At 28.9% G+C, this 21,332-nt stretch carries 25 protein-coding genes; 5 read left to right on the forward strand and 20 right to left on the reverse strand.

The features are described 5' to 3' along the window. Positions 1–11: 11 nt before the first annotated feature. From DR024_RS13045 to DR024_RS13055, 3 genes are all read right to left on the reverse strand, one after another. Positions 12–380, reverse strand: a complete 369-nt coding sequence (locus DR024_RS13045; protein ID WP_027097808.1) for a DUF2089 domain-containing protein — start codon at positions 378–380, stop codon at positions 12–14. 206 nt (positions 381–586) lie between these two features. After that, complete coding sequence (locus tag DR024_RS13050) at positions 587–1,237, reverse strand: TIGR00266 family protein (protein ID WP_207737211.1); 651 nt, start codon at positions 1,235–1,237, stop codon at positions 587–589. A 225-nt stretch (positions 1,238–1,462) separates the two neighbouring features. Beyond that, on the reverse strand, positions 1,463–1,780 hold the full coding sequence (locus tag DR024_RS13055) for a nucleotide pyrophosphohydrolase (protein WP_111918984.1): 318 nt from the start codon (positions 1,778–1,780) through the stop codon (positions 1,463–1,465). Positions 1,781–1,914: 134 nt separating this feature from the next. Between DR024_RS13055 and gloA the strand changes: the two genes are divergently transcribed. After that, positions 1,915–2,301 (forward strand): lactoylglutathione lyase, encoded by a 387-nt coding sequence (gene gloA / locus DR024_RS13060; RefSeq protein WP_111918986.1) that lies wholly within the window; start codon positions 1,915–1,917, stop codon positions 2,299–2,301. A gap of 219 nt (positions 2,302–2,520) precedes the next feature. On the opposite strand, the gene DR024_RS13065 is transcribed toward gloA, so the two are convergent. From DR024_RS13065 to DR024_RS13075, 3 genes are all read right to left on the reverse strand, one after another. Continuing rightward, positions 2,521–2,745: a hypothetical protein gene (locus tag DR024_RS13065; protein ID WP_027097804.1), complete on the reverse strand. Its 225-nt coding sequence runs from the start codon at positions 2,743–2,745 to the stop codon at positions 2,521–2,523. A gap of 240 nt (positions 2,746–2,985) precedes the next feature. Further along, on the reverse strand, positions 2,986–3,225 hold the full coding sequence (locus DR024_RS18065) for an NERD domain-containing protein (protein WP_081663588.1): 240 nt from the start codon (positions 3,223–3,225) through the stop codon (positions 2,986–2,988). Between the two features lie 64 nt (positions 3,226–3,289). Then, positions 3,290–3,595 (reverse strand): hypothetical protein, encoded by a 306-nt coding sequence (locus DR024_RS13075; RefSeq protein ID WP_111918988.1) that lies wholly within the window; start codon positions 3,593–3,595, stop codon positions 3,290–3,292. Positions 3,596–3,921: 326 nt separating this feature from the next. On the opposite strand from DR024_RS13075, the gene DR024_RS17780 reads away from it, so the two are divergent. Beyond that, positions 3,922–4,062: a hypothetical protein gene (locus DR024_RS17780; protein ID WP_165438825.1), complete on the forward strand. Its 141-nt coding sequence runs from the start codon at positions 3,922–3,924 to the stop codon at positions 4,060–4,062. A 132-nt stretch (positions 4,063–4,194) separates the two neighbouring features. Here the strand turns inward: DR024_RS17780 and DR024_RS13080 are convergent, their stop codons facing one another. The 5 genes from DR024_RS13080 to DR024_RS13100 form a co-directional block, all read right to left on the reverse strand. Then, positions 4,195–4,713 carry an ECF transporter S component gene (locus tag DR024_RS13080; protein ID WP_027097802.1) on the reverse strand — a complete coding sequence of 173 codons (519 nt, stop codon included), beginning with the start codon at positions 4,711–4,713 and terminating at the stop codon, positions 4,195–4,197. 17 nt (positions 4,714–4,730) lie between these two features. Then, a complete protein-coding gene (locus DR024_RS13085) occupies positions 4,731–5,318 on the reverse strand; it encodes a class I SAM-dependent methyltransferase (RefSeq protein ID WP_051195920.1) in 588 nt (195 codons plus the stop codon). 205 nt (positions 5,319–5,523) lie between these two features. After that, positions 5,524–5,904: a VOC family protein gene (locus DR024_RS13090; RefSeq protein ID WP_055184133.1), complete on the reverse strand. Its 381-nt coding sequence runs from the start codon at positions 5,902–5,904 to the stop codon at positions 5,524–5,526. A 413-nt stretch (positions 5,905–6,317) separates the two neighbouring features. Then, positions 6,318–6,716 carry a hypothetical protein gene (locus DR024_RS13095; protein WP_027097800.1) on the reverse strand — a complete coding sequence of 133 codons (399 nt, stop codon included), beginning with the start codon at positions 6,714–6,716 and terminating at the stop codon, positions 6,318–6,320. Positions 6,717–6,876: 160 nt separating this feature from the next. After that, positions 6,877–8,043, reverse strand: coding sequence for an iron-containing alcohol dehydrogenase (locus DR024_RS13100; protein ID WP_027097799.1), 1,167 nt, complete (start codon positions 8,041–8,043; stop codon positions 6,877–6,879). A 190-nt stretch (positions 8,044–8,233) separates the two neighbouring features. Here DR024_RS13100 and DR024_RS13105 point away from each other — a divergent pair, with 190 nt between their 5' ends. Beyond that, entirely contained in the window at positions 8,234–8,983 is a 750-nt protein-coding gene (locus tag DR024_RS13105) for an FAD-binding oxidoreductase (protein WP_034865950.1), read from the forward strand. Positions 8,984–9,026: 43 nt separating this feature from the next. On the opposite strand, the gene DR024_RS13110 is transcribed toward DR024_RS13105, so the two are convergent. The 7 genes from DR024_RS13110 to DR024_RS13140 form a co-directional block, all read right to left on the reverse strand. Then, positions 9,027–9,464 (reverse strand): immunoglobulin-like domain-containing protein, encoded by a 438-nt coding sequence (locus DR024_RS13110; RefSeq protein ID WP_055184131.1) that lies wholly within the window; start codon positions 9,462–9,464, stop codon positions 9,027–9,029. Between the two features lie 115 nt (positions 9,465–9,579). Then, a complete protein-coding gene (locus DR024_RS13115; RefSeq protein WP_055184130.1) occupies positions 9,580–9,954 on the reverse strand; it encodes a TSUP family transporter in 375 nt (124 codons plus the stop codon). Then, on the reverse strand, positions 9,935–10,222 hold the full coding sequence (locus tag DR024_RS13120; protein WP_111918990.1) for a hypothetical protein: 288 nt from the start codon (positions 10,220–10,222) through the stop codon (positions 9,935–9,937). Before DR024_RS13120 ends, DR024_RS13115 begins: the two co-directional genes overlap by 20 nt. Positions 10,223–10,245: 23 nt before the next feature. Then, entirely contained in the window at positions 10,246–10,485 is a 240-nt protein-coding gene (locus DR024_RS13125; protein WP_111918992.1) for a hypothetical protein, read from the reverse strand. A gap of 110 nt (positions 10,486–10,595) precedes the next feature. After that, the gene (locus DR024_RS13130) at positions 10,596–11,708 is read right to left on the reverse strand and encodes a radical SAM/SPASM domain-containing protein (RefSeq protein WP_055184128.1); all 1,113 of its coding nucleotides are present in this window, start codon (positions 11,706–11,708) and stop codon (positions 10,596–10,598) included. Positions 11,709–11,807: 99 nt separating this feature from the next. After that, complete coding sequence (locus DR024_RS13135; RefSeq protein WP_027097793.1) at positions 11,808–13,283, reverse strand: sulfatase family protein; 1,476 nt, start codon at positions 13,281–13,283, stop codon at positions 11,808–11,810. A gap of 22 nt (positions 13,284–13,305) precedes the next feature. Beyond that, a complete protein-coding gene (locus DR024_RS13140) occupies positions 13,306–14,613 on the reverse strand; it encodes a PTS sugar transporter subunit IIC (protein ID WP_027097792.1) in 1,308 nt (435 codons plus the stop codon). Positions 14,614–14,818: 205 nt separating this feature from the next. Here DR024_RS13140 and DR024_RS13145 point away from each other — a divergent pair, with 205 nt between their 5' ends. Continuing rightward, complete coding sequence (locus DR024_RS13145) at positions 14,819–15,592, forward strand: MurR/RpiR family transcriptional regulator (protein ID WP_027097791.1); 774 nt, start codon at positions 14,819–14,821, stop codon at positions 15,590–15,592. A gap of 31 nt (positions 15,593–15,623) precedes the next feature. On the opposite strand, the gene DR024_RS13150 is transcribed toward DR024_RS13145, so the two are convergent. Beyond that, a complete protein-coding gene (locus tag DR024_RS13150) occupies positions 15,624–17,507 on the reverse strand; it encodes an endonuclease MutS2 (RefSeq protein ID WP_099313409.1) in 1,884 nt (627 codons plus the stop codon). 436 nt (positions 17,508–17,943) lie between these two features. Here DR024_RS13150 and DR024_RS13155 point away from each other — a divergent pair, with 436 nt between their 5' ends. Then, positions 17,944–18,186 carry a hypothetical protein gene (locus DR024_RS13155; RefSeq protein WP_027097789.1) on the forward strand — a complete coding sequence of 81 codons (243 nt, stop codon included), beginning with the start codon at positions 17,944–17,946 and terminating at the stop codon, positions 18,184–18,186. Between the two features lie 40 nt (positions 18,187–18,226). Here the strand turns inward: DR024_RS13155 and DR024_RS13160 are convergent, their stop codons facing one another. Then, positions 18,227–21,277 (reverse strand): DEAD/DEAH box helicase, encoded by a 3,051-nt coding sequence (locus DR024_RS13160; protein ID WP_111918994.1) that lies wholly within the window; start codon positions 21,275–21,277, stop codon positions 18,227–18,229. Between the last annotated feature and the right edge of the window lie 55 nt (positions 21,278–21,332).

The following is a 21,332-nucleotide window of genomic DNA, read 5'->3' on the forward strand; positions in this document are numbered from 1 at the left end:
CTCAGACCTCCTTAATCTTCTTTCATTCTTTCTATTGCTTCTTGTGGTGAAATTTCACCCTTCTCTAATGCCTCTATTACATCACTAGTTGATGACTTTATAGGTTTACTATTTCTTTTATAACCCAATGCAGATATAACTTCATCAAGCTTGGCTCTTACTGTTGGATAAGAAATACCAAGTTCCTTCTCCACATCCTTAATGCTTCCTCTACACATTATGAAAACCTCAATAAACTTTAATTGATCCTTTGATAAATAATCAAACTTTGAAAATTCAAACTCATTTTCTATAGTAGTTTTACAATCTGAACATTTTAATCTAGTTATCCTTAGTTTCTTACCACATACAGGACAAACAGTTATCGCTTTAAACACCATCTATCACTCCTTATGTTTATAATATATTCCTACGCTTACAAAATGTCAACAACAAATATTAAAATAATTAATTTGTATATTAATTATTTCAATATTTAGTTTTAATATATTAATTTTATCAATTTTAATCTTGATATTTTTGTTACACATACAAAAATAGATATAGAATAAACTTCTATATCTATTTACTATTAACCTATTTAATTTTATGAGCCTGGTGATACTAAATATGAAGGATTCTTAGTTTGAATCCATACTTCCCCAGGACCTTCAAACTTGCATATATATCCCTCACCACTAACTAAAGATGTAAGTCCATTAGAAATCATTTCAACTTTGTAATTTAAAGAACTTTCCCATAAAACCAAGTGATTAGTATCAACTATATATCTTTCTCCAGGATTCAATGTCTTCTTGTGAATTGCTCCAAAAGAACATAAAGCCAATGTTCCTGCACCAATAGCTTCAACTTGGAATAGCCCTTCTCCAGAAAATATACCCTTTCCACCAGCACCTTTTGTTTTTAACTCAATATTACCATAGCTAGCTAAGAAAGCATTTTGTCCTAACCTATAATTTCTACTACCATCCATTTCAAATAATTGAATATCTCCCAAAAATGTTGGTGAAAGTAGTAATTCCCCCTGTGAATTAGCAGTATATTCTTGAAGGAATGTACTTTGTCCTGCAAACATTCTTCCAATGGCTTTTTTAACCCCACCTGATTTTAACTTCATGTCAAAAACATCATCCATAGAAACCATTGCCCCTGCTCTAACTATGAATTTATCATTTGTATCAGCATTAACCTTTAAAATAGTATTTGTAGTTTGGTAAAGCACTTGAAATTTACTCATAATAACCCTCCTTTTTTTACTTTTTGCTTATATAAATAGTGTTCACTTGTATCCAATAATTTTTATAATCTTTTACTTGCCAGATAAAAGCTTAACCATTTATAAAAATATAGTTTTATTATATCACTTACATGTTAAATACTGTTAATACATTTTTTGAGGAAATTAAATTTCCTCAAGAATAAAAAAGGTAACAGATATAAATCTATTACCTAAATACTTATTCTACAACTCAGTATACTTTTTAGCATTTCCTTTTGCCTTTTCTACTGGATACTTTTTTTCATTCTTATCCATTTTCATATTTATGATTTCTTCAATATTTACATCTAGAGCATCTGCCATATGTACGCAATAAACTAGCACATCTGCAAGTTCTTCCTTAACAGCTTGAAGATTATAATTTTCTTCATCCCACAAAAAGTTTTCTAATAATTCGTTTGCTTCTATTGAAATTGCTTTTGATAAATTAGCTGGAGTGTGAAACTGATTCCATTCTCTATCTTCTCTGAACTTTCTTATTCTCTCTATTGTTTCTTTCATAATAACACCTCTTTCCTAAAACATTATAACTATAAAATACATTATAGCTCACTTTTTATAATAATCAGAGTAAAAATATCTACATCACTAACAAAAACATTCTATAATTACCAGGAAATTTTGGAGGTGCTAGAATGAAAGTTAAAATGTTACACACTTGCATTAGAGTTATGAATTTAGAAGAATCACTTAAGTTCTATAAGAATGCTTTAAAAATAGTTGAGACGAGAAGAAAGGATTTTCCTGATTACAAATTTACTTTAGTTTATTTATCAGATAAAGAAAATTCTTATGAAATAGCACTTACTTATAACTATGATCCTGAAAAACCTTATGACCTTGGTAATGGCTTTAGCCATATTGCTATAGGAACTGAGAATATAGAAGAAATGAGAAATAACCATGAACAATTAGGATACGAAGTAACTCCTTTAAAAGGATTGCCTGGGGAAGAGCCTTACTACTACTTCGTTACTGACCCTGATGGTTATAAGATTGAAGTTATAAAAACTAGAGTTTAACACATAAGAAGATAGTCTATAATTCAGGCTATCTTCTTATATCTTAATTTTAATATAACACGCTCTAACCCGTATTATTACTATAACTTCTTAAGTTCTTTTCTTCTTAACTTGTTATCTTCTTAAGTTCTTAACAACTTAAGAACTTATCTTTTTAACTTGTTGCATTTTAAAATTTTTAAAAATAGCCAGTGATCATTCACCAGCTACTTTATTAACTTATAAAAGCTTTTCCTTAATCTCCTTCTTGAAACTAGTTGCCTGTTTTCTAGTTAATGATTCAATGTCAACAATCAAAATTACTAGAACAGTTTTACCAGTATTAGCATGTCCTTTTACTGAAATAAATTTATTTTCATCTAGTTGTTCAAAGCATAAATTTTGCTCATCATTTAATCTCATAAATTTCATGTTAAGCTTGTTGTTTAATCTTAGTAAGGGCATCTTTATATCTACCTTAGGATTTAGAATATACAATACCTTGTTGTATTCAGAATCTGTTAGTTTTTTTATAATAAATCCTTCTTTACCTGCTCTAAATCTAAATATATTTATTATCTATTCTTCAACCTTTTGAAATGAAGTCATATCAAGAATTATCTCTTTTGGCATACTTAAAGGAAGAGAGCAATTCTCTGTTATGAAGTCTGGAAAGTAAACTGCTATTGTTACATATGGACTAATTCAACTTCTTCTAAACCTAGTCATTAAATTGTATTTTGCAGAATTTGCTTGCTTCTCTGGATCTTGTATATATCTTTTTATATTGTTTCCTGATACACTTGACCATTCATTATTAATGGGGCTAATTATTCCACCTTTTACTTCTAAAATCATTACTCCATAATCCCTATGAATTAAAATAAAATCACACTCTCCATTAGATTTACTTGAAAAAATTTCATTATCAATAAAAAGTTCTATTAACTTTCCATTTTTCCTTTAAAAATTTAACTATTCATTTTAAATATTATACAAATTTATAGATTTAAAATAATCCAAAGCAATATTTTATATATCCACTTCTATATCTGTCGAAGAAGAGCCCTTTTTTCTCTGCTTCTTCTAAAATATACTTATCCAATCTATACCCATTCTTATGAGTACAAATTATTTCCTTTGAAAGCTTTACCTCATATCCATCAATACCTACTATATAATTTTCAAATCCTAAATCTTTAAAAGTTACTTCTTTCTCAAATTCTATATCTAAGCATTCTATTACATGTACTAAGAATCTAAAATCATCCATATTTCTTATCATATATCCTCTAGCAATACCATTTGCATTCATATTAAATTTTTCCTCTAATTTTTATTTTAGATAAAAAAATCTTCTTACCTTTAAGATAAGAAGACATTAACCAACCATAAATTCACCTCCTTATCGACTTTTAGCTGAACCACCTTGCTATAAAAACAGGTTGGTATAGGGTCACTGAACTAAATCTCTACCCTAACTCTTGATATATTGGTTTGATATTTAATTATACTTTTATTACACCATACTTTTAAATTTTAAAATACATTTTTTGTTAAAATTCGCTATAGTTATAAAGAATAAAAACAAGCTATTGAGTAAAAATAATATTGTATCTTATTATAAAGGAGGTATTTAATATGGATATACATTCTGCTTATAATAGAGCAAAAGAAATGCTAATTGATGGGGCGACTTATGATGAAATCAAAAGTTGTACAGGTCTTAGAGAGAAAGAAATAAAAAGAATTAGAAAAAACGAAATAGACAGTCATTTTTAGATTTGAAAAAGGTGGAGTGGATATTTATTTTGCTTGTTCCGTTGATACGCTTCAAGTTACATAAAAAACAAATATCCACCCCACTCATACTAAAAGGAAAGCTATTATTTTTTGATAGCTTTCCCTTCCTTTCTATTGTAATAAATTCTGAGCCACTTCACTTCTATTTATTAATTCCATTAAAAGTGGTATTGCAATTAGTTGAACAATCATTCCTGGAATCGCCTTACCCAGACCACCAACTACAAACATTAATGGATGAACAGCTGGTGCTACTGTAATAGATACTACAAAAGCTCCTACAATAGCAAAAATTCTTCCGCCTATCATCGCACCTATAAGTGATGGATATAACATTCTAGTCTTATTATATAGAAAACCAGTTAATATTCCATAACCACAAAGCTCAAAAGCCATAATGGGCATATTAGGCATTAGTGGTGGCATTCCTGTGGCTAGTCCACTAATAACAGGACAAATGATTCCTACTATTCCTCCATAAACTGGTCCAAGAAGAAAACCTGCTAATAGTACCGGAATATGCATTGGCAAAAATATTGGTCCTGCTAAATTCACTGTGTGAAATATCATTGGAACAACAACTCCTAGTGCAATGAATAATCCAGATAGTACAATCTTTTTACTCTTCATAAATTCTCCCCCTTTTGTTATCTATTAATAATCAAGTAATAAACATTTTCATCTTCAAAGGCTTCATCGACATTTAGTCCAATCTCTTCAAAGAGATTTCTTTGCTTATTAACTTCTATTAATCTATCCTTTTTTACCCTCTCATCTTTTCTGCTGTGCATGTTATTTAAAAATTCTCTACTACTTGAATGAGCAATTATCAACTTACCATTCTCACATAGGTTTTCAGTTACCAACTTTTTTATAGTATCCTCTCTTCTTTTTAAGTGTGGAAACATAGAATAAAGAATTATTTTATTATATTCTCCTTCCACTTTTTCCTCTTCTACGTCTACTAAAGTAAATTTAATATTAGGAAGATTACTATATTTCTCTTTTGCTTTACATAACATACCTTCTGAAACATCTAAGGCATTAATTTCCCCCATTTTATTAAATCCTCTTATAAATGGAATTAATACTCCTGTCCCTGTTCCAATATCGAGAACTTTATCTCCTTCTTGTATATGTATTCTTGATAGAAGAAAATTTATCTTTTCTTCATTTACTTTTGTAATCTTGTCCCATTCTTCTGCAATAGAATTAAAAAACTCCTTTTCACTCATTTCTACACCTCTCACCCAGTATAATACAATTATAGACTTTTATGTATTTCCAATCAACTAAATCTTATTAAAAAGGTTTGGTGGATATTTATTTTGTTTGTTCCGTCGCTGGGCTCCAAGTCACATTAAAACAAATATCCACCAAACTCGCACTAAAGGCATGGAAAATATAGAAGAGACCCTATTAAATAAGGTCTCTAACTATTTATTTATCTTCTCTTATAATATAAGGATTTCCATCTTGATCTTTAAAAGTAAACATGCTTCCATATGGCATTTTCATTATGTCTGTAACATCTACTCCATTATTCTTTAACTCTTCGTAAGTCTTATCAATATCAGTTGTACTTAAAAGAATTGATGGATGACCAGTGTATGTATTTGGATTTTGCTTTTCCATTAAAGATTTATTATATAGTACGAATGTTGTAAACTCATCTTCACTTGGACCTACTTCTAACCAAGTCATATTAGGTCCCATTGGATATTCACCTTTTACTACAAAGTTCATTTTCTTAGTCCAAAACTCCTTAGCTTCTCCTTGGTCATTTACGTATATTGTTATTTTACCTATCTTATTTATCATTTGTATTTCCTCCTATAACCTATTTAGATTATATATTATATCCCCATATTACAGTAAAGTATATAAAAATAAGATATTTTATTGTAACAAAATAATATAAATAGTGATAGTATATACTATATATAACGCTTATTTAATATCTCTTGCCTTTTATAATAAAGAAAATCCTCTCTCCTTTTAAAAGGAGAGAGGATTTTTTCCCACATAAATACATTAAAGTAAAACATATTAAATATAAACACTAAATTATTAATTTTGCATACTTACTATTTTTTCTACTTGTCCTATAATGATTATAGTACCTTTAGTACTAATTACCTTTAGAAGATAAGTTCTTCCCACAAACTTATCTTCAGAACCCTTACCTTTTATGAATTATCATAAAATAATCACAAAATAGAGCTTCTATGGATTTACATAGAAGTTCTATTTTTAAATTTTTCTTTATTTATCTTATCTCTTATTAACTGTAATCCACCAATTATCATTATTATTCCCAATATGATTTCGAATATAAGACTTGAAATTTCATAAGCATTATTATTAACATACATGTAATAAGCACTGTTAACAAGGTTTATTCCAATATTAATTATAATAAATTCAATTATACTTCTACCAACATAATTAGCTCCAATGTTTAGCAATATGTTTAATTTAATCTCCTTATTTCTATATCTCTTAATTTGTTTAATAAAATTTTCAAAAAGAAATGGGAATGTAAAAAATGAAATTAAGACTGTTAACACAATATTATTCACAAAGTAAGTTATTACACAATTAGCTAAAAACCAAATTATAATATTCTTCATATCATTACTCCTTTTATTCTATACTTAAATGATATATTTAATTCCATCTTATGTAAATAACGAAAAGTAAAACATCCAAAGCTTTCAATTCATTATCTAATAATATTATCCTTGTAAAAATAAAAAGAAACCCGTATTATCTACGAGCTTCTTAAATTTCTTAAAATTCTACCTTGTCTCCATAATAAGTACATTTAAATAATTTTTCCATAGTCTCATCATCAATTTCTCTTGGATTAGATCCTGTACATGCATCAAGTACTGCATTATGAGATATAAACTTTAAGTTATCATTAAAATCACATTCATCTATTCCATATTCCTTCATAGTATGAGGAATAGCTAACTTATCATTCATATCATCAATCATTTTTATTAATGAATCAGTCAGTTCACCATTTGTATTTCCTTCTAGATTTAACATTTTTGATATATCACCATATCTATCTTCACAGTTCTTTCTATTATATTGAATTACATATGGTAAAAATATTGCATTTGCACATCCATGAGGTATATGAAATACTGCGCCTACCTTATGAGCCATTGAATGTACAATTCCTAATAATGCATTTGAAAATGCCATACCAGCTAGGCATTGAGCATCATGCATTAAACTCCTAGCTTTTTCATCTCCTTCATAAGACTTAACTAAATTATCTCTAACCATTTCTATAGCTTTCATAGCTAATGGATCAGAAAAGTTAGACTTAAGTGATGCAGTATACGCTTCAATAGCATGAGTTAATGCATCCATTCCTGTATGTGCTACTAATTTTTTAGGCATAGTTTGTGCTAAATTGGGGTCAACTATAGCAATATCAGGAGTTATATTAAAATCTGCAAGTGGATATTTTATTTTTTCAGTATAATTTGTTATAACAGAAAAAGCTGTAACTTCTGTTGCTGTACCACTAGTAGATGGTATTGCAACAAATTTTGCTTTTTGTCTAAGTTCAGGTAACCCAAAAGGTACAATAGCTTCTTCAAAAGTAAAATCAGGATATTCATAGAAAATCCACATAGCCTTGGCAGCATCTATAGCTGAACCTCCCCCCATTGAAACAATCCAATCAGGTTCAAACTTTCTCATAGCTTCTGCACCCTTCATAACTGTCTCTACTGATGGATCTGGTTCTACTCCTTCATACATCTCTACTTCCATACCAGCTTCTTTTAAATAATCTTCTGCCTTCTGTAGAAAACCAAACCTTTTCATCGATCCTCCACCTACCACTATAAATGCTTTTTTACCTTTTAAGGTCTTTAAAACTTCTAAAGCCCCCTCACCATGATATATATCTCTTGGTAATGTAAAACGTGCCACTTTCATCCCTCCATCTTCATATAATTATATTAAGATTTAACATCTTATATATTCTATAATTTATTTAAGAATAACTATAAAAATGATTGACTTTTAATATTAATTAATAATTTACAAAATCTTAATTGTTATTTTTGCAATATATACTAATAATAATTATAAGATAAACTTTTAGAAAGAAGTGATACTTATGACTTTAACAAACGGAAAATGGTCAGGATTTAGAGAGCTTGTTCTAATTGATGTAACTAAAGAATGTGAAGGAATTAAATCTTTTTATTTTAAAGCAAAAGATGGTGCTAAATTAGTAAGACATATAGCAGGTCAGTTTCTTCCGATTAGAATAAAAACTGATAATCCTAAATATAAAGACATTATACGTACATACAGCTTATCTATGATTCCTAATGAGGATGTTTATAGAATTAGTGTTAAAAAAGTAGATGGTGGCCTTATAAGTAGCTATCTACATGATTCACTAAATATAGGTGATTCAATTGAAGCTATGATTCCAACTGGCCTATTTACTTTAAAGGAAAATTCTACTGAAACTCCACTAGTATTTATATCTGGTGGTATAGGGATTACCCCCCTAATTTCTATGCTTTACTATGAAGCGCTTAAGGGAAAAAATATCACATTTATTCAAGCAGTTATAAACTCTTCTGTACATCCTTTTAAAAATGATATAGATTATTTCGCTGATATAAACGGCCTTAAAAACTTTGTTTTTTATTCTGATCCTTTAAAATCCGATATAAAAGGAATAGACTATATGGAAACAGGGTATGTAACAAAGGAATGGCTTGAAAAAAATACACCTTTAAATGGTGACTTCTACTTTTGTGGACCACCTCCATTTATGAATAGTTTAAAAAAATCTTTATCAGAACTTGGTGTTCCAGAAGATAGAATTCATTTTGAATCTTTTACACAATAAAAAAAAGTCTCAGTGAAATTATATTCCTGAGACTTTTTATAATTTATAAAGAAAACTCTACAAATACCTTTTTCTTTTCTTCATCTTTATAAAACTCTTTTATTATTCTATACTTTCCCTTCTCCAATTTTCCAAAGTATGTTGCTAGCTTAATATTTTCGTTATTAATATCCATTGGTTTTAATATAATCCCAATTTCTATAAAAGCTACGTCCTTTAGAAAAGGAACATTATTCCACTTACCATCATTCTCTTGCTCTAAATAAAATTCATACCCATAAACGTACTCATTATTAGTTTTATTTTCTATAGATAAGGTTAAGTCTTTCTCTTTTTGTTCCTTTATACTTATAACAATATCATTACTTTTTTCAATTTCTGAACCCTTTTCTCCGCTTGAAGTTTTAACCATATTTCCACAAGAGATAGCTATTAAGCTAAAGGTTAGAAGTATCAAAATAACAGATAATCTTCTTTTCATAATTTCACCTCTCATTTTAATTATACCAATTTTAATTATGTTTAACTTACATAAGGTTGAAATTTATATTACAGAACAGTAACTAACAAAAAAAGAAACCGCTAAGCGATTTCTTTTAAAGGAATTTAACTATATTAATTATATTTATAAAACTTAATATAAAGAGTACAATCAAAAAAAACTTTTCTATTTTATTATCATCCATTTCCTTTGATAGTCTACTTCCTAATAAGGCTCCTCCAATTCCACCTATACACATTAACACCAAGTGCATATGAGCAAACTCTGGTATGCTTCCTGTTATAACTGTACTTGATAAACTTGTAACCTGAGAAAATAGTATTATAAATATGAAACTTATTGCAGCATCCTTAGCACTCATAGATAAGAAGAAATACAGCACAGCAATATTAAGAGGACCTCCACCTATTCCACTTATAGCTCCAATTAGCGATGAAATCAAACTAACACTAAATAGTATTAAGCTCATTATTATCTAATCCTAGTCTTATATATTGTTCTTCTGGTGCTCCTACCTTTACCATTTCCCTTATCATCAATTCCTTATATTTATTTACAATTTCTTTATTACTAGCGAGATTATTATTCTGCTCTACATCTTCCTTAACGTTAAATAATAAGTCTCCAAATTTATAAGGTGATACATAAGTTTTTCCTTGTACTTTTAATACTTTCATATTATTGCTGAATCTTCCTATATTAACCATCTCAATATCCTCGTTCAATACATCACTCATATATCCTCTCATTCTAGTAGGCATTAGTGTATATTCATATAATGGTACATTTTTTCATTAGTAGCAGAGCTCTTCATATAAACATATTCACCATCTGTTATATTTACATGGCCGCCATGAACACCAAATAGAGCTGTTTCCCTTATATCCTTATCTTCCTTTATAATAGGTGTTAAGCTTTTGCCATCCATATCCATATCTACACTAACATTAAAGAAGTCTAATAAAGTTGGAGGTATGTCTATAGTTTGAGCTAAACTCATAGTTCTTTCCCCTGATCTTTTATATCTAGGATCCCATATATTTAATAGAAATTTTTACAAATAAAAATAAAGTTGGACTAACTTACCTAATTTAGTCCAACTCATATATTTTATCTTCTATTACTTATCTTTATTGCTAGTTCTCTAAATCTATCATAAGAATACTCAAAGAATTTATAGTTAGCTTCACAGAACATATATCTATTGTCCTTAGTAGTTGCTCTATACCTCTTACATCCCCCTCTGCAAAGAGCTCTATACTTACATGTCTCACACTTTTTATCTTTAGAAACAGATTCAATTATAAAGTTTCTTGTTATCTCCTTTTCATGCATATTATCAAAACTTTCATCAAATATATTTCCAATACTATATTTTTCATATGTATAAAAATCACAAGGATATACCCTTCCATCTCCTTCAATTATATGCTGACAAGAGCATATTCCTCTCATATCACAAGCCTCGTAGTCTTGTCCCAAAAATAAACCAAGTATATTATCAAAGTATCTTATGCTTACCATTTTTCCTTTTGATACATCTTCATACCACATATCAAAAAGCTTCTTAATATAATCTTCATATTGTTTAGATGTTATATGAAAATTCATATTGTTATTATTGCAATCCTCTAAGGCTTCTATAAATGGAATGAATTGAATATAGTTAAAATCATTTTCTCTTAAAAACTTGTAACAACTTTCAATTTTCTTACTTAATGCACGCGTAACTACTACCAAAATATTAAAATTAACATTATATTTTTTTAATAAGGATATTCCTTTCATAACTTCCTTAAAACTGCCATTTTGGCTATGATTGACCCTATTTAAATCATGCATATCTTTATTCCCATCTAATGATATACCAACTAAGAATTTATTATCATAAAAGAACTTAGCAAACTCTTCTGTTATTAAAGTACCATTTGTTTGAATCATAAAATTAAATTTAGTTTTTTTACTACTTGTAAGCTCTACAAGCTTTTTATAAAAATCCAATCCAATTAGCATAGGCTCTCCACCTTGGAAGCCCATGTTACAAAATCCTCCATCACAATATTCATCAATTCTATTAACTACTACTTCAAGAGCTTCTTCACTTAAAAATCCATAATCACTAACTTCTCTTTCATCAGCTATAGAATTATAGAAACAGTATTTACACTTTAAGTTACACTTACTTGATGATGGCTTAACCATAACACTTAGATTTCTCCTCATATGTTTCCTCCTAAACTGTATAGTACTGATAATATCAGTACTATACTAAATACTCTCCCTATTGACTCTTCACTGAATTTTTAAGTATATACTGTAAACTTATCTTAAATCTCTCTTATTAGGCACAAAATCAGATGTTTCCATGTAAAACTTAAGCAATCGTTCTTTCATATTTAAAACGGTTTCCTTATATTCAGGATTATCAATAAGGTTATTAATCTCCATTGGGTCATCCTTCAAATTATATAACTCATCTTTTTCATAAAGACGCATTATATATTTTACATCACCCATCCTAATCATACAAGCTTTGGTATGTTCTGGGCCTTCGCTACCTTGACAACTTAACCTTGGCCAATATGGTGATTGAGGTCCATGTCCTTTTTCCATAGCTTGTTCTTCACCATGAATTCTTCCGCCTTCACAGAAAACTGCATCCTTATGTGATTCGTCACCATTTAAACAATTCATTAGAGACTTACCAAATTGAGTGTAGTCTAACTCTATCCCAGCCATATCGGCTATTGTTGCTGGAATATCTAATAATTCAACTAGTGCATTTGATACCCTTGGCTTAACCCCAATATTCTTTGCTGGTTTTATTAATAACGGAACATTTGATATTGGATCCTCAAAACAGTTTTGAACTTTTTCTGTTATTGTATAATCACCTGTGTAGTCTCCATGATCACTAAATACAAATATATTTGAGTTATCATATTGATTAGTCTCTTTTAACTTATCTACTATCATACCAAATTGATGGTCAAATCTTGAAACCATTGCTAGATATGTAGCCCTTAGTTCATTAAATCTCTCCTCTGTCCAACCATTAAGGTTTTGCCTTGAGTTTATTCCATAAAGCATACTTGCTTTTCCTTCTATAGTTGAGATGTTAGGTCTTCTTTCAGGAAGATTATTTCTATCTATACTTGAGTACCATGGCTCTTCACATCCATAAGGGGGATGTGGAAATGAAATTGTACAATATAAGAAAAGAGGTTTTCCATTCTTCTCTTTTGCTTTTCTTTCAATAGTTTTTAAAGCAAGTTCAACACATTTCCAATCTACACTACCATACCCATTACTATCTTCTAACTTTCCAATATAAAATGAATAAAAATTATCATCTGTTATATCTTGTTCCTTACGTGAACCACTTTTTTTAGGCATAAAACTAACACCTTCTGCATCCCTAAGATTTTCATCTGAATTTCCATCATAGAACTCATCACAATATTCAGTTTTTGCTCTAGTTGCAGGAACAACATCATTTCTTCCTATCCATACAACATCATAACCATTTTGTTTCATTGTTTTTAATATATTAGGCTCATCCTCCCTTTGTAGATAATGCATAGTTCTGTGTCCTGTTGTATGAGGATAAAGACCTGTTAAGAAGCTACACCTTGAAGGTACACATACTGGATTTTGACAGTATGCATTTTCAAAAGATACACCTTCATTTACAATTTGATCTAAATTGGGTGTAATTGATGCTTTATTTCCTAAATGATGAAGTGAATCACTTCTCATCTGATCTGCTACGAACATTATAATATTTTGCTTTTCCATACTGTTTCTCCTTATACTACTTTTATTCTACTACTTCTTCCATCTCTTCTTTTACAGCTTGATTATCTAACACTTTAAAGAATGGGAAGTATATTAACATTTGTACAATTACTAAAATAACTTGTAATATTGCTGCTCTTAATCCTCCAGTCATCCACCCCGAGAAAATTACTGGTGTTCCAAGAGGAATTTCTGCGCCATTTAGTATTGGAACCAAACCTATATTAGTTACAAAATAAGCTATTCCAAAAGTAATTACTGGTGCCAAGATAACTGGAATAATTATAATTGTGTTTAATACAACTGGTAAACCAAAAGTTATTGGTTCATTAATTCCACATAATCCTGAAGGTAATGCCAAACCACCAAGGGCTTTATAACGTTTACTTTTAGCAAATAAGACCATTATAATACATAATCCAAGTGTACCTCCTGCGCCACCTAAGGAAGCATAAGCTGGCCACCAAGCTTTAGTTATTACGTTTGGCATTTCTGTTCCTGCTGCGTATGCTTGTAAATTTTCAAGTCCTGCACTAGCATATAACATTGTTAAGAATGGCATTACAATCATTCCACCATGTAATCCAAAGAACCATAATAGTGAACAAAGAATTATAAACAATACAAATGTAAATGGACTAGCTCCTAACCCTGTTAGTGGTTTTTGTAACATTGAATATATAAATTGATTTGCACTTCCATAAGTAGTTAAGGTAAATAAATATCTAACTATACAGAATAAAAAAGCTATTATAAAAGCTGGTAACAAGGCCGAAAATGATTTTGAAATAGTTGGCGGAACACTATCTGGCATTTTAATTCCGATATTTTTATCCTTTATAAACTTATAAATTGTTGGTACAATCAACCCTACCACCATAGCTGAGAATAAACCAGCTGCACCTAACCACTTAGTTCCAATAGCTGCAGCTATTGTTACAGTAACTTCTCCTTCTGTTCCCATAACACCCATAGGTATTAAAATTAAAAATGATAATAAAGCTATAATTGCTGATATTGTACAATCCTTTTCTTCTAACTCAAAGTTCTCTGAAAGAGCTTTTGCTATTAAAAATACTGCGTATATTGCTAATAAATCTGTTGTTACTGCTGGAGCAAATGAGAAAATTTCTTTTAAATGAGTAGCTTGTACAAAACTTTGATATGGACCAATTTGTAAGTTGGCTAATAATGTAAATATAGCACCTACCATAATCACAGGTAATAATATTCCAAATCCGTTGCTAATTGCTTTTAAGTATTTGTTACTAGATAATTTTGATGCTAATGGCATTAAAAACTTTTCAATCAAAGACGTAAACTTTTCCATTATAATTCCTCCATTTATACCTTGTATACATTTACATGTTGCTATAATAAAACCGGTTTTAATTTATAAATTAATTATAAAACAAATTTAAAAATGTTTCAATACATATTGGACAAAAGTCCAATTATTTTTTCATCTTTTTTTGGACTTTTGTCCAATTTAAATAATTTATATATTATGTTATACTTTTATTGGAGGTGTATATATGGGACCTATTGAAAGATTAGAATTAAACAAAAATAACCTTACAAAATCAGAAATAGAAATAATGGAATATATAAAGAAAAATCCTATGGATATAGTACAATTTTCTATTATACAAATAGCTGAAAAAGCAAATACATCGAAAAGTGCAGTTATAAGGCTTTGTCAAAAGATTGGGTATGATGGATTTTCAGAATTTAAATTTGATATGTCTAGGTACTTAGTTTCTAATAATCAAAACAATATTAAAGATAAAAATGAAACCTCTATCAATGCAATAACTTCTAATTATATAGAATACATAAGCAAAATTAATACATCTATCACACTAGAGGAGGTTCATGCCCTAGCAGAAAAGATAAATTCTTCTAATAGAGTAAAAATACTTGGAATAAATAGAACAGGACTTTCTGCAAATCAGCTTAGAATGAGACTTTCTAAGATTGGAATTGATGCTGAAGCCATTACTGATTCTGTACTTATGAGAGATGCTATAACTTTACTTAAGAAAGGTGATTTATGTATTATCTTCTCAATTACAGGAAATACTTCTCCTTATATAGAATGTGCTAAAAGCTTGAGTGACACAGGATGTACACTAGTGTTAATTACTATGAATCCAAAAAGCATCATTTCTAAAGAATGTGATTCTATAATAAGATTGCCTCTTATATCTAAACAATCAGGATCAAAGTTCTTAGATGACCAAGTTATATTCTTCGTATTTATTGAAATAATACTAGCTGAGCTTGCTAATATTACATCTAAAAAGTAAAAGCTGCTGAAATAATATCAGCAGCTTTTTATTATAATCCTTCTTTTCTTAACTTCTTTAAAGCTTTCTTTGATCCTCTTTCAATATCCCTTTCAAGCTTTCTATCCTTATAACTTACAAATAATTGATTTAAGTCATATCCTTCTGGATAAAGCTCCTCTGCTTTTAATTCTATTTTAACTCTTTTATAATTAACCTCAATAAATTCTTTATCATAAAGTACTACAACATTATTAAATTCATCTCTGCCTTTGTATATAATTGCAGAATCATTCTTATCTAAAAGAAGCACCTTATCTCCAACAGAGAAATCATAATACTTTTCTTCACTTTCTACCTCTTTAACCTTCTTCTTTTTGCTTTCTTTAATAGTCGCATAATTATAGTCTTTATTCTCAATGTATGTTCTAGTTCTTTCTATAATAGAATCAGAAATCCCCATCTTTTTAGATATATAAAGAGCATTACTATCTCCTGTTTTTCCAATGGTTAGCTTATATAAAGGTTCTAAGGTTTCCTTCTTAAACTCCATAGCTGCATTTTCAAAGTCTGGATGGTTATGTGAGTAATCTTTAATTTCTCCATAATGTGTCGTAGCAACTGTTATACAACCCTTGTGATATAGCTCCTCTAAAATTGCTATAGCTAAAGCTGCACCTTCATTAGGTTCTGTACCACTTCCTATTTCATCAAATAATAAAAGTGTAGACTTTCCTGATTCCTTTATTATTCTAGCTAAATTTTGTACATGGGATGAAAAAGTACTTAATGCATTTTCAACACTTTGATTATCACCAATATCAACAAATACATCTTGGAATATACTTATTTCCGTTCCCTCCTTAGCTCCAATATGAAAACCTGATTGAACAGCTAAAGTTAACATTCCTAATGTCTTTAAAACTACTGTTTTTCCTCCAGCATTAGGTCCTGTTATTATTAAAGTTCTATAATCTTTACCTATTTCAAAATCTAATGGAACTCCGTTTTTTATTAATGGATATCTTCCTTTTAAAATTTTTGTATATCCATAATCATTAATCTTAGGTTTAATCCCCTGAATGTCTAAGCTATATTTTGCTTTAGCCCAAATCATATCATACTCTGATATTACTTCTACATTAATTTTTAAATCCTTTATTCTTTGGTATATCATCTCAGTTAATATGGCTAGTATCTTATAAACCTCCATACTTTCTTCAGCTTGTAATACATTAAGCTCTGAAGTAAACTTTGACACTATATCTGGCTCCATAAATACTGTTGCCCCTTTTGATGATACTTCCACTATAGACCCAGCCACCTTGTTTTTATAGGCAGCTTTAATTGGAATTGTATACCTTCCATTTCTTTCACTTATAAAAAACTCTTGAATGCATTCTTTATTGCTACTATTTCTTAAAAATTTATCTAGCTTTTCTTTTATTTTTCCTTCACAAGTATCAATTTGTTTTCTTATCTTCTTTAGATCTTTAGATGCATTTGAATCAACTACAGAACCTCTTATAGATATATTTATTTCTTCTTCTATATAAGATAAATCACTTATATTTTCTGCGTAAGAACATAAAGTAGGGGCATATCTTTCCTTGTCCTTTAAGAACATTTTTACTTTTCTGCATCCTCTTAAAAAATCTGAAACCATTGTTAAATCTGACGGTTCTAGAACTCCTCCCTTATCCATTTTATCTATAAGAGGAAATATATTGTGTATTCCTTCAAGGGGTAGATGATAAGAAACATCTAAAAGCTTTCTTCCCTCTGAAGTTTCATCTAATCTTCTATTTACAACCTTAAGGTTTGAACTTGGTTCTAATTTATCTATTAATGTTTTACCCAAACCACTAACACAATAAGATTTTACTATTTCCTTTAAATCATAATAATTTAATTTATCTAATGATATTTTATCCATTTCTTAAACCTTCCTTAACTCTATTTAAGTCAACGAACCCTTTGACAGATTTCAATATTAAATATAAATAAAAAAAGCTATGGATACCTCCACAGCTTAAAAATTCAACTTTAATAAGGTAGATATAATACTACCCTAAAGTAAGTTCGTGGACTTGTATCTTAAAATAGTTTAATTAATTCCATAACAAATAAAGGCTTTTATCGCCCTATCTTTAAGAATTAATATTAAAATATACTATTTTTTGATACTAAACACTCACAAACTTCCCTCGTTTCATTTGAAATCTATCTTGTATTAGTATATTAGATAATCTTTATTTTGGCAACAGTAATTTCTAACCTTCCTCTCATTAAAGACTATTATTTATCGCACATACATTTACATATTTATTATATTATGTGAAAATATAATAAATAATTAAAGAGGGACTAGTATGAAAAGCAAATTATTAGCTATATTTATTATTTTTAATTCTCTTTTTATATTAGGATGTAATAGAAATAATAATGATAGTTCAACTAACCTTAAATTATATATTTATAATATAGAAAAAGACAATTTGAATTTTATTTCTGAGGTTAAGCGCCAGAACTTTATTAGCTGGAATGAAGACTCTAAGTCATTCATTTTTATTGATAATAATTATTGCTATAATGGTGATAAATACAGTATATAATTAATGCCCTGGTAACATTCCAGGACATCCTTTACTTTATTTATCCTAACAAATTTAATATTTCATCTTCACTTAGTCTCTTAAACTTCTTACCATCCATTTCTTTCTCATCCATTAAGCTTTCTATAAGTTCCTTCTTATCTTCTTGTAATAATAGAATCTTTTCCTCTATGGTATCTTTAGAAATAAGCTTAATTACCTCTACCACATTTTTTTGGCCAAACCTATGGGCTCTATCTGTAGCTTGATTTTCAATAGCTGGGTTCCACCATGGATCAAAATGAATAACAACACTTGCTGATGTTAAGTTTAATCCTACACCACCAGCTTTTAAGGATATTAAAAATACACTTATTAAAGGGTCTTCATTAAACTTTTTGACAAGCTCTCCCCTTTCTTTGCTGCCTATACTTCCATCTAAGTATATATAGTTTATTCCAACTTCCTCTAAGTTTTTTTCTATATTTTTAAGAGCTGAAGTAAATTGAGAAAATACTAATATCTTTTTATTTCCAGCAATATAATTATCCAGTAGCTCCATTAATGCATTTATCTTTCCACTTCCACCATTGTAATCATCCATTATTAGGAATGGATCCAAGCACACCTCTCTAAGCTTTGTAATAAAAGTAAGCATATTAGTGTTACCCTTTGACGACTTCAGCTTTTCCTTTATCTCCTTTACGTAAGACTTATAAATAGACTTCTGCTTTGTTGTCATATCTACCAAGTACTTTTTTTCAATCTTTTCTGGCAACTCATCTAATACATCCTCTTTTACCCTTCTTAAGATAAATGGAGTAATTAAAGACTTAAGTTCCTCTGTATTTTTATTTTGTATAAACTTCCCCTTAAATCTTTCTTTTGTAAATAAGAAACCTGGCATTACAAAATCAAATATTGACCAAAGCTCCATTAAGTTGTTTTCAATTGGAGTTCCTGTTAGGGCAAAGTTACATTTTGAGTTTATTTTCTTTACAGAAAGTGTAGTTTTTGAAGTTGGATTTTTAATATTTTGTCCTTCATCGATAATGCAATAATCAAACTGTAGTTTTTCATATTCATTTTCATCATTCTTTAGGGTTCCATAGGTTGTTATAAGCACATCATACTTTTTAATTTCACTTAACATCCTATCTCTTTGAGCTTTTGTTCCATGAACTAAACCAACCCTTACATTAGGAGCAAACCTTTCAAATTCATCCTTCCAATTATATAAAACAGAGGTTGGAGTTATAATTAAGGTTTTTTTACTCCTTTTAGAAAGGACAAAAGTTATTACCTGAATTGTTTTTCCAAGGCCCATATCATCTGCTAATATTCCTCCAAAGCCTAATTCTGAAAGTTCATTTAACCACTTAAATCCTTCTTTTTGATATTTTCTTAAGATTCCATTAAAGGATTTTGGGGTAACTGACCTTTTAAAGTCATTATTAACTAGCTTTTGAACAATTTTTTGGAGAACATCCCCACCTTTAATAAAATCTAATACTCTAAGTTTTTCTTGAAGATATAAGCTTTTGTTCTTATCTATATCTATTTCAAGGCTTAATTTATCTTCTGATAATTCTCCAATTAAATTTAAAAACTCACAAACTCCTGGGTCTTCTAAATCTAGATATCTATCCTTACTTTTGAAAAATCTTTCACCTTTTTTCATAAATGCAATAGCACTACTTAATTCCTCAACTGTAAAATCACCAACTTCATAGTTTAATCTATAAAAGTTATCAAATTCTACTATGGATGAATTAATAAAGCTACTATCTAATATTTGAATATCTTCAAATTCTTTTGAAAACTGAACTTTTCCTATAGGTCTTAATAACTTAACACCTGTTGTTAAAAGGTCAAACTCTCCATTACCTATATAAAAATAATCTCTTTCTCTTTTTATAAATCCTACCTTTTCTAATTTTATATCTATTAAGTTTTCCTTCTTAAAATCCCTTAAAAAGCTTTTATCATTTTTATCTTTAATTAAATCTATAATATAACCACAGTAATCAATCTTTACATTGCAGTAAACTTCTTTTCCAACTTTGTATATTCTAAATGTAGGTTTAGAGATATCTCTTAAGAACCCTCTTGTTCCATCATCTAGCACAACATTCTTTGTAATGCTCTTTAAGTCTGAAAGAAGATTATTTAAAGCCTTTAAGTTCTTCTCATACTTTATCTCGTTATTTTTTATAAATAATTTATGATAAGGAAGATAGGTTTCCATAGCTTTCTTACGGGGAAGGTAAATATCCCTATCATAGAACATAACATCTCCAGTATTAGATAATAAAATAGGAAACTTCTTTTGTGATCTTAATATAAAACTATCCTTATCAGCTCTTATTGTAAGAGAAAGAGGAACATTCTCCTTTTTCACTTTAGATTCATAGGTTATAAAATCATAATTAAAACTTATTTTTCTTTCATTTAATAACGAAAGGAACTCTCTTAAATCTTTTCCTTTCAAATTTAAGAATCTGTCACTAATTTTTTCCTTATGACTTTTTAAAAATTCTATTATTTTTGTATCCTCTTCACTAAAAAAGTCTCTTCTAGAGTGGTATGTAAATAGATCATTAAATATAATTGTATCCTTTTCCAAGAAATCTTTAAGTGATGTAATTAAATTAGTAGTTGATTCTCCTATTCTAAATTCACATTTATATGTATTAATCTCATTTAACATGCTACATTTTATTGATATATGTAACTTTAATTTTCTCTTATTTACAACTTCTTCACTTCTTTTATTTATATTTGATGCTTTAGATTTTCCAACAAGATAAAAGGCTAGATTAGTAGCTATAATATGTTTGCAAACATAGTTTCTAATATGTCTTCTATTTTCTATGAAGGTATCACAGGAGCATTTTGTATCTAATACCTTATTAGTTTTCATATCAACTTTAATATGCGTGTTGTAATCCTTATTTTCGCTATTTATTTTCCCATATATATGATAAATATTTTCTATTTTCTTACCCTTAAGATCTTTTACTCCTTTAGCTTTAAGTATGGAATTTGCCCCTTCTCTACTAAAGCTAGAACTAAACTTCATAACATTATCTCTAACAACTTTAATATTCATTACTCCTCACCTCCAATAGGATATTTTATCATAAATACTTCTCTTAAACTAGAAA

This window comes from Clostridium paraputrificum (assembly GCF_900447045.1).
Classification (GTDB): domain Bacteria; phylum Bacillota; class Clostridia; order Clostridiales; family Clostridiaceae; genus Clostridium; species Clostridium paraputrificum.